Origin of the sequence: Ornithinibacillus halophilus (assembly GCF_900129485.1) — a bacterium.
GTDB lineage: Bacteria > Bacillota > Bacilli > Bacillales > Amphibacillaceae > Ornithinibacillus > Ornithinibacillus halophilus.
Window position 1 is genome coordinate 1 of the sequence record NZ_FQVW01000076.1, and the last position, 8,958, is coordinate 8,958.

Sequence of the window (8,958 nt, forward strand, 5' to 3'; positions counted from 1 at the left end):
AAGAAGTTGACGTGTACATTATTGAAAAGGGCGATGGGACGTTGACAGAAGAAACCCTTGTTGCTTTAAATGAAAATAAAGCATTGCAAGTCTTTCGTGAACAAATGAATGAAAGCTAAACATAAAGAGACTGTCTACAAACAGTCTCTTTATTTAAAGAGATGTCTAGCTCCGAGCGCCTGCGACTAGAGAGACTTCCTTCGCCTCCGTACGATAAAGAAGACTTGCCGATTGGTGAAACCAGAGGCTTAGTCGCACTTATACCCTTGTGGTGAAAGTCAACATCGACTCCGATAAAAAGGAAGGTCGACTAAAACCGGACTTTTCGTCCAACGTCGACATACCCCTATGAAGGGGCATGTTTCCTTTATCTCCTACGGGGAATGTTCGATTAAAACCATCGCTTTGCGCGATAACATCGAACCACCAGCGTTGCGCTGGCGCAGTCCTTACGTCGCAAAGCGGGCGCTCTGCGCTTTTCTATTAATAAAACTGAAAGAGGAAGAAGGCAATTAAGATTCCTGTTAAACCTCCAATAAATACTTCAATTGGTTGGTGTCCTAGCAGTTCCTTTAGTTCTTTACGTTTTTCGTACTCTTCTTTTTTATTCCAATCCTTTGCCTCATCAACAAAGTATAGAAAGTCTTTAATCAATTGATTTAATACCACCGCTTGCTGACCTGCATGTCGTCTTACACCAGATGCATCAAACATCGTTATCACACTGAAAATACATGATATAGCAAAGAGTGTCGATGTTACCCCCTCGGTAATACCTACACCAGTTGTTAGGGCTGCAACTGCCGCAGAATGACTACTAGGCATTCCACCTGTACTAAATGCCAAGCTTGGTTTAAACTCTCTAGTTGCTATTAGTGTAATGGGAACTTTAATAACTTGAGCAAAAATGATTGCAGAAAAAGCGGCCCATAATGGAAAATTAAGGAATAATTCCACTGTGCACTGTCCTTTCGATGAATAATTTCCTCGTGTGGAGGGTGTCCAATGTCCTACGTAAATATCATTGTTATTTTACCACACAAGAATACAACTATCATCATTAAATAGGAAATGGCAGTAGTTTTATTCTAAATTAATATTTTTTTTAGGATGCAGGCTTCCAACGAAAAGCTATTCTTTTGGCAAGTTGTACCATAAAAATTGCTGCAAAAATAGACAGTGCACCGTCCTTGATTAAAAATGGTATCATGCCTGACCATGCAATAGAATATGAAATTGGTAATTCAAGCCAATTGTTCATGGCGATATACATATAGGTAACTCCAAAAACGTAATTTACAATTAACCCAATTACGGCAGCAACAGTATATAGAGGAATCGATGGTTTCTTACCTTGTTCTGCAATCCATCCTACAAAGAATGCAACAAGAACAAATGAAATTAAAAATCCACCAGTTGGACTTATAAACTCCCAGATTCCAGCACGCATTTGGGCAAATACCGGAACACCTAATAAGCCAACCATTAAATAAACAAATATAGATAGACTCCCTAATTTCCTTCCTAACATTAATCCAGCTAAAATAGCAAAAAATGTCTGCAATGATAATGGAACAGTAGCTCCTCCAATTGGTACTGCAAGGATTGGAAACCAAGCTGTAATATTTGCACCTATTGCCATAAGACATACAAACACTGCTCCAAATGTTAAATCGATAGGCCGTAAGTTTTTCATAATATTATTTCTCCTCTAGTTTTCTTACTATTGATATTATATAGCAGGAGAAACATTGTCAACCATATTTTCAAAAGGTTAACATATAGAATGTGAATTCATGAAAAAACCGAACCATTTTCTAGCTATGGTTCGGTTTAGATAGAATATTACTTAATTGCTGCCTCTAACGCAATTTCCATCATTTCGTTGAATGTTGTTTGTCGTTCTTCAGCAGTTGTTTCTTCTCCAGTTAAAATATGGTCGGAAACAGTTAATACACTAAGTGCTTGACGATCAAATTTTGCTGCTAATGTGTAAAGTGCTGTTGTTTCCATTTCAACTGCAAGTACTTTGTATTTAGCCAACAGTTCATTTACTTCTTTAGCATTATCACGATAAAACGTATCACTTGTAAATACATTTCCTACACGAAGGTTTAAGCCTTTTTCAATTCCAGCATCATATGCATTCTTTAATAACTCAAAGTCAGCTAATGGAGCATAATCAATTCCACCGAATATCATGCGATTCATCTGTGAATCAGTGGTAGATCCTTGGGCTAAAATGACGTCTCTCACTTTTACGTCTTTTTGTATTGCTCCACAAGTTCCGACACGAATTAGTTTCTTTACATCGTAACTTTGAATTAGTTCATTAACATAAATAGAGATTGAAGGAACCCCCATACCTGTACCTTGTACAGATACTCGTTCTCCTTTATATGTTCCAGTATAGCCTAGCATCCCACGAACTTCATTGTATTGTGTAACGTCCTCTAGAAATGTTTCAGCAATGTATTTAGCTCGCAGTGGATCACCTGGTAATAAAATTTTATCGGCAATATCGCCTTTATTTGCACCAATATGTACACTCATTAATTTTCCTCCTCAAACTGAATCTGTTCAAATTAAAGTTATCACACAATAATTGTAAAAACAAACTTTGTTATCAAATTAAAAGTTTGAAGTTATCATTTCCAAAAATGAATGATTTTGTTTATAATAAATAAGTAAGTTCAGTTTTTCACGAATAAATATATTCACTAATTTTGTAAACCATAAGTATTAGATAGCTATGCTAATTAGTTGCGTTAGCCTTAGACTTATATGTTATAGAAGTCTAGTGTGTCTTTCTTGTCTACTTTGGAAAACTGTACTAGCTACCATATTTTTGGAAGGATGAACGAACATGGAAAAAACATTTACAATCACTGCTGAAACTGGTGTTCACGCAAGACCGGCAACACTATTAGTAAATAAAGCTGGTCAATACCAGTCTGAAGTTGAAATTTCTTATAATGGAAAAAAAGTTAATCTAAAATCAATCATGGGTGTTATGTCATTAGGGATTCCAAAAGGTGCTGAAATTACTGTTATCACAACAGGTAATGATGAAGAAGAAGCGCTAGCAGGTATTGAAGAAGTTATTAAAGAAAATTTAGGTGAATAATGAAATAAGAGGCTACTCCTAAGGGAATGCCTCTTATTTTTTAGTAATAGCTTTTTATGTAATAATTTTTTTCTATACTGTTTAAGACTTCGAGAGCTTTCATATTAAACTCTGTCTCTTTTGACATTAATTTCTCTTTTTGTGTAGTTACAGCTTCTTTTAAAGAATGGCTATAGTTTGGTACTTCTCCTTCAAAAGGAAAAACAACACCTTTAGCTACATTCATTTTTTCATTAAAAGCTAATGCTTTCCTCTCATGGAAAAATACCCCTTCTACTTGCTTAGGATGGTGAAGGTCACCTTGCATCGGATGTTTTTCAACAGCTAGAACTTTAACTAAAAACTTATCCCCTCGATCCTCAACAATTTCGCCTATGTATATTCCTGAGTTATAGTTTGCTCGTACGATATCACCGATTGTTTTTTCTGACATGAATACATACCTCCTTACTCTCTTATTGTGCCAAATTTATAGACAGGAAGCGAATAAAAAGTAAAAATATGCTATACTTGGATTGAAGGATGTGATACCAATGATGGAGTTTTTATATTTTCCTGAAGATAAATCGGAGTATATCCCTGCAATAATTACATTAGTTATCTTTATGATTGGTGCTGCAGTTGCTTCGTATTTTCTTTATAAAAAATCTAAAAAAGATGAAAAATTAGCAGAAGAAAAATATAAGCATCTAACCACAAAAAATAATGATAAGCCATTGTAAACGGAGACTTAAACGAGTTCTTCGTTTTTTTATTTAAAAGAATGTATAAAATTCAGAGATGTCTAGCTCCAGCGCCTTCCCCCTCGAGGTCTTAAGTCAATCCTCTCTGTGGCAAAGATCGCCACGCCGAGGCTCGACTTAAGCTTGTCGGGGGTGACCAAGGCGCTTGCGCTTTTCTTAATAATTAATGTTTATCCTATTTGTTTTGGAGGATACTATAAAAAAGTATTTATAAGAGGAGTATTCATCATGCGTTACGTGTTATTTTGTTTGCTACTTTTTTTAGTAGCTTGTCAAAGCAGCGAGATCACGTCAAAAACAGTTGATATGTATAATGGCGATGGAGATCTTGTAGGAACAGCAGCATTAAATGAGCAGCCAGATGGTGTTCAAATTAAATTAAAGTTAGAGGGACTAGAACCAGGATTCCATGGAGTACATGTCCACGAAATCCCTAAATGTGAAGGGCCAGATTTTAAAAGTGCTGGCAATCATTTTGATCCTGAAGGAAAAGAGCATGGTTTGATGCATCCAGATGGTGCCCATTTAGGAGATTTACCAAATGTTGAGGCTGATGGTGGTGGGTTAGTTGATGCCGATTTAATGTTGGCAGGAGCAACCTTAAAAGACGGGAAGAAGTCGATTTTATCAAAAGATGGCACGTCTCTAGTTGTTACAGAAGGTCAAGATGATGGTGTAAGTCAACCAGGTGGAGATTCTGGTGCTCGGTTGATTTGTGGTGAAATTTCTTCTGGAGAACAAAATGAATCAAAGGAAACACCAACTGATCCAACACAACTTAATGAAGAACAAGAATAGAGAGCAGGGACTGATTAGTTCCTGTTTCTTTACTTTACAGTATTAAAATTACAAAAATTTAATATAAATGGTTAATAGTTGAAGTGGAGGTGAAGGTATGAAGATATCAACCATACTAAAGTGGATTACGGGTGGGTTAGAAGCATTTTGGGGTGTACCGTTCATTGGTGGTACCATTATTTTAAGTATGGCTTGGACGCCACTCGTTGTTATGCTAGTACTACATATCATAACTTTAATTTTTTGTATTTCAGAAGAGAGAAAATATCATGGAAGTATATTAGGAATCATTACTTCTGCTATAGGTTGGATTCCATTTGTAGGGATGATCATGCATATCATTACAGCGATATTCTTGTTAATTGATGCTTATAAATCACAACAATATGATAAAACAGTGATAAGTGAAATGTGAAAAAAAGGTCCAATGATAACCGACAAGTTATCACTGGACCTGTTAATTTTAATTAAGCTTCTGATAAGCACTGATGATTCGTTGTACGCCTTCTTCTAACGTTTCTCGAGGGCATGCGATGTTCATACGCATAAAGGATGCGCCCTCATCCCCGTAGTCAATTCCGGCATTTAGACCTACTTTGGCTTCTTCAATCATAAATTGCTTTAGTTCTTTTGGATCCATATTTAATGCACTGCAATCAAACCACAACAAATAGGTTCCTTCTGCACGAATTACTTTTAAATTTGTTTTTCCTTCTAATTCAGAAACAACATAATCATGGTGGTCTTTTAATACACTCATTAATTCATTAAGCCAAGGCTCTCCATGTTCATAGGCTGCTTCAATAGCAGTCGTAGCCATTGTATTTAACATATGATGCCCCTGTTTTCCTAACATATCATTTAATGATTTACGATACTCTTGATTAGTTGTAACAGCAAATGAAGCTTGTAGTCCAGCCAAATTAAAAGTTTTTGATGGAGCCATGCACGTTATGGTTTTATCTGCAATTTCTGTGGACAAGCTTGCAATTGGAATATGTTTATGTCCTGAATAGATTAAATCGGCATGGATCTCATCAGAAAATATAAGGACGTCGTGTTTTAAACAAAGACGTGCCATTTCTGATAGTTCTTCCTTTGTCCAAACTCTGCCAACTGGATTATGTGGTGAACATAGAATAAATGCTTTAACACCAGTTTTAAGTTTTTCCTCAAAATCTTGAAAATCAATATGATAATAATTGTCCTTTTGTACAAGTGGGTTTTTGACTATTTGCCTGTCATGCTTTTCAATAACTTGATAAAATGGCGTATAGACAGGTGTTTGAATTAGAATTTTATCTCCTGCTTCGGTTAAGGCTTGAACAGCCATATGTAAAGTGGTTACAACTCCAGGGCTAAAAGAAAGCCATTTTTCTTCAATGTCCCAATTATGGCGATTGCTTAACCAATTTACAACAGACTGCTTGACCTTTTCATCAAGTACAGTGTACCCGTAAATACCATGTTTTGCTCGCTCGATGATAGCATTGTTAACTTCTTCTGGTGCTTTAAAATCCATATCTGCTACCCACATCGGTAGGACATCTTCTGTTTGAAAAACGGCATGAAGCAAGTCCCATTTTACAGACCGAGTATTTTTTCTTTCATGAACAGTTTCAAAGTTCCCCATTGAATACCCTCCAAAGCTTTTCTTTTTATTATAACAAAGGTGAGAAAAAAAACACCAAACTACCGTTTTTTGTTACTATAGAATTAGGACAAGTCTAAAATTTGATGTTCAAAGGGAAATTGCAAAAAAAAAGCAAAGCGTGACAACGCCTTGCTTACAGGGGGAATACGAGAAAGTCTTACGTTAATAGTTATACCCTTTTCGATTAAATTTAAACCTCAAAATATAACTTTTTTTAATTAAATGAAACATTTTAATACATATGCGTCGTTTTATAATTGAATGGCTTTTAGGGGGCAGTAAAGTGGAAGAAGAATATTTGATTGATCTAGTAAAGGAAAAAGATGAGACTGCATTTGAAAGTTTAGTAGAAATATATAAACCAATAATAGAAAAATTTTCATTCCAGTTTGGTGTGACACCAGAATTTATCCCAGATGTTGTACAGGAAACTTTTGTGAAAATATACCAAAAGGCTCATTTGTTTAATGATGGGAATTTTACGAGTTGGGTGTATCGTATTTCATTGAATGTTGCAAAGGACCATTTTAGGAAACTTAAACGAGATCAAAAGTTAGTAGCAAAAGCTAAACTCGAGACAACTTTAGATAATAAGTATCGTTATTACTTCGAGAAACAAGAGCATGTCATTTTACATGAATGTCTATTAGAACTCGATTTGAAATACCGCGCACCACTTATTTTATATTACTTTCACGATAAATCTTATGATGAAATTGCATCCATTCTCAAAATGAGAATATCTACTGTTAAAACTAGAATGCATCGGTCAAAAAACATACTAAAAAAGAAATTTGAAAAGTATGAGGAGCAGGAGGTATCTTACTATGGATGATAAGAAATTAGAACAGTTATTAAATGAAATGAATAATAGCTATGATCGAATTCCTGAATTAACAAATAAAGAAGATATAATGACAGAAGTTAGTATGAAGAAGAAACAGCCAATTTGGAAAAAGTTGATGCCGTTTGCAGCAGGTGCAGCGGGCTTAGTATTATTTATCATCATGACACTATCATCCATTGATCCTATGAATAATTCTAAATCAGGAAATCAAGGAGACCAAGGAAATGATGAACAACAAGAAGAGGAGAATAATGTAGGGGACGAGGATAATGAACAGAATGATATAGATATTGAAAAAGAAAAAAGGGCACATCGACTGGAGCAGCATTTTACTGAAAAGAAAGAAGAATTTCAGCATAAGCTTGGTATTGATAATATCGACTCGTTCTGGGAAGTGGCATCTATAAAAGAAATGATTGACGCCATGGAAGAACATCAAATAAGTGAAAGCGAAATGATGAATTTTATCGATGATAGTTTTACTATTCCTAGTGAAAAAGTTGAAGACATCTATCAGATTACCGCAGAAGATGTAAAGGATCCATTTTATGTTGATAGTGAAATTCAGCAATTTATATACAAAATGTCTTCATTTTATAGTTCAGCACAACACACACTAAATGTGATGCTTAATCAACATAAACTCGGTTTAGAAGGAGAATATGATTTACTTGAATTACAAGATACACCAGAAAAATATAATGGTCCAGATGAACTAAAAGGTTTTCTTTCGATGTTAAATGGGCAAGGTTTGAAATTAGTTATGGATAAAGACCCTGACTTTTTGCGTGTTGCTTTAGATGAAAACTGGATTACGAACCAAATGGCCACTTGGAATATCGATGACACGTATAAGCGAGCAGTGAAATTACTAACGACCTATCATACATCAATTGTACATGATTCGGTTGGGTTTGGTTCATATGATGGTATAGTAGACGACTTGCTAGAAATGGAAGATATTTTGATTAACTATACTAATGATACTAATGATACACTAAACCCTCTGCCTATTGAATATAACTTATATTTTGCTGCATCAGAATATATTAATCGATTTATTATAGGAGAAGGACAGGATATCTATCTCTCTGATAAATCACAAGAAGAATTAAAGAGCTTCCTAGTAAGTCATCCAAATTCTAGATTCTGGAGTATTATTGATACAGTTGTTCAAGAATACGAAGAAACTAGTTGGGATAAAGGAGATAACTTTTACAGAGTGACCGATACGGAAGTAAGGATTTTATTTGAAGAGAAATGGGAAGATATTGAGTACAAAGATATTATTAGACTCGATTTACCTCTAGTGAATAATGGCCAAGAACTATTTGATGGATACCAGAGAGAACAGAATCCGATAAATCTTACTGATTTATCAGCTTTTGAAGCAATGGCATTATATTTGTATTCGGCATATGAAAGAAATAGTGACATCGTCCATTCCTTACTTACTCAAGATAGTGAATGGCAAGGTGAAGATAAACTTTATCATGCGCTAGAAACGAATGTGTATCACTTGCTCCATAACCCAGATTATATCATCCAAGAATGGGCTGATAACCAACAAGTCACCTATTATTTTATAACAAGAGCTAATATGATGAATGTTATAGGTGGAATAGAAATGAAGAAAGAAAATGGAGTATGGAAGGTGCATGCTCTAATCCAAAATTAAGAAGAGGTTGGGACAAAACTAAAAAGTCATTGCCAAAGACGAACAATTTGCTAGCTAAGCGGAGGGAATATACGTAGACTCCTGTGGGAGCAAAGGCATCGGTGAGACCCC

11 protein-coding genes and 1 pseudogene are annotated in these 8,958 nt (G+C 35.2%); 7 read left to right on the forward strand and 5 right to left on the reverse strand.

From position 1 onward, the window contains the following. Window positions 1–119: pseudogene (locus BUB12_RS18290) on the forward strand (3D domain-containing protein); the annotation flags it as partial. 364 nt (window positions 120–483) lie between these two features. On the opposite strand, the gene BUB12_RS16650 reads toward BUB12_RS18290, so the two are convergent. The 3 genes from BUB12_RS16650 to deoD form a co-directional block, all read right to left on the reverse strand. Continuing rightward, window positions 484–957, reverse strand: coding sequence for a divergent PAP2 family protein (locus tag BUB12_RS16650; protein ID WP_072892036.1), 474 nt, complete (start codon window positions 955–957; stop codon window positions 484–486). A 148-nt stretch (window positions 958–1,105) separates the two neighbouring features. Next, entirely contained in the window at window positions 1,106–1,696 is a 591-nt protein-coding gene (locus tag BUB12_RS16655) for a biotin transporter BioY (protein WP_072892037.1), read from the reverse strand. A gap of 149 nt (window positions 1,697–1,845) precedes the next feature. Further along, window positions 1,846–2,553, reverse strand: coding sequence for a purine-nucleoside phosphorylase (gene deoD / locus BUB12_RS16660; protein WP_072892038.1), 708 nt, complete (start codon window positions 2,551–2,553; stop codon window positions 1,846–1,848). Window positions 2,554–2,866: 313 nt separating this feature from the next. Here deoD and BUB12_RS16665 point away from each other — a divergent pair, with 313 nt between their 5' ends. Further along, entirely contained in the window at window positions 2,867–3,127 is a 261-nt protein-coding gene (locus BUB12_RS16665; RefSeq protein WP_072892039.1) for a phosphocarrier protein HPr, read from the forward strand. A gap of 40 nt (window positions 3,128–3,167) precedes the next feature. Here the strand turns inward: BUB12_RS16665 and BUB12_RS16670 are convergent, their stop codons facing one another. Next, window positions 3,168–3,560 (reverse strand): kinase-associated lipoprotein KapB, encoded by a 393-nt coding sequence (locus BUB12_RS16670; protein WP_072892040.1) that lies wholly within the window; start codon window positions 3,558–3,560, stop codon window positions 3,168–3,170. A 100-nt stretch (window positions 3,561–3,660) separates the two neighbouring features. On the opposite strand from BUB12_RS16670, the gene BUB12_RS16675 reads away from it, so the two are divergent. From BUB12_RS16675 to BUB12_RS16685, 3 genes are all read left to right on the forward strand, one after another. Further along, window positions 3,661–3,849 carry a hypothetical protein gene (locus tag BUB12_RS16675; RefSeq protein ID WP_072892041.1) on the forward strand — a complete coding sequence of 63 codons (189 nt, stop codon included), beginning with the start codon at window positions 3,661–3,663 and terminating at the stop codon, window positions 3,847–3,849. A 249-nt stretch (window positions 3,850–4,098) separates the two neighbouring features. Continuing rightward, on the forward strand, window positions 4,099–4,668 hold the full coding sequence (locus BUB12_RS16680) for a superoxide dismutase family protein (protein WP_072892042.1): 570 nt from the start codon (window positions 4,099–4,101) through the stop codon (window positions 4,666–4,668). Window positions 4,669–4,765: 97 nt separating this feature from the next. After that, window positions 4,766–5,083, forward strand: coding sequence for a hypothetical protein (locus BUB12_RS16685; protein WP_072892043.1), 318 nt, complete (start codon window positions 4,766–4,768; stop codon window positions 5,081–5,083). 48 nt (window positions 5,084–5,131) lie between these two features. On the opposite strand, the gene BUB12_RS16690 is transcribed toward BUB12_RS16685, so the two are convergent. After that, complete coding sequence (locus BUB12_RS16690) at window positions 5,132–6,301, reverse strand: MalY/PatB family protein (protein ID WP_072892044.1); 1,170 nt, start codon at window positions 6,299–6,301, stop codon at window positions 5,132–5,134. Between the two features lie 304 nt (window positions 6,302–6,605). On the opposite strand from BUB12_RS16690, the gene BUB12_RS16695 reads away from it, so the two are divergent. Beyond that, a complete protein-coding gene (locus BUB12_RS16695) occupies window positions 6,606–7,157 on the forward strand; it encodes an RNA polymerase sigma factor (RefSeq protein WP_072892045.1) in 552 nt (183 codons plus the stop codon). Continuing rightward, window positions 7,150–8,847: a hypothetical protein gene (locus tag BUB12_RS16700; RefSeq protein WP_072892046.1), complete on the forward strand. Its 1,698-nt coding sequence runs from the start codon at window positions 7,150–7,152 to the stop codon at window positions 8,845–8,847. The genes BUB12_RS16695 and BUB12_RS16700 overlap by 8 nt, the downstream gene beginning before the upstream one ends. Window positions 8,848–8,958 lie beyond the last annotated feature (111 nt).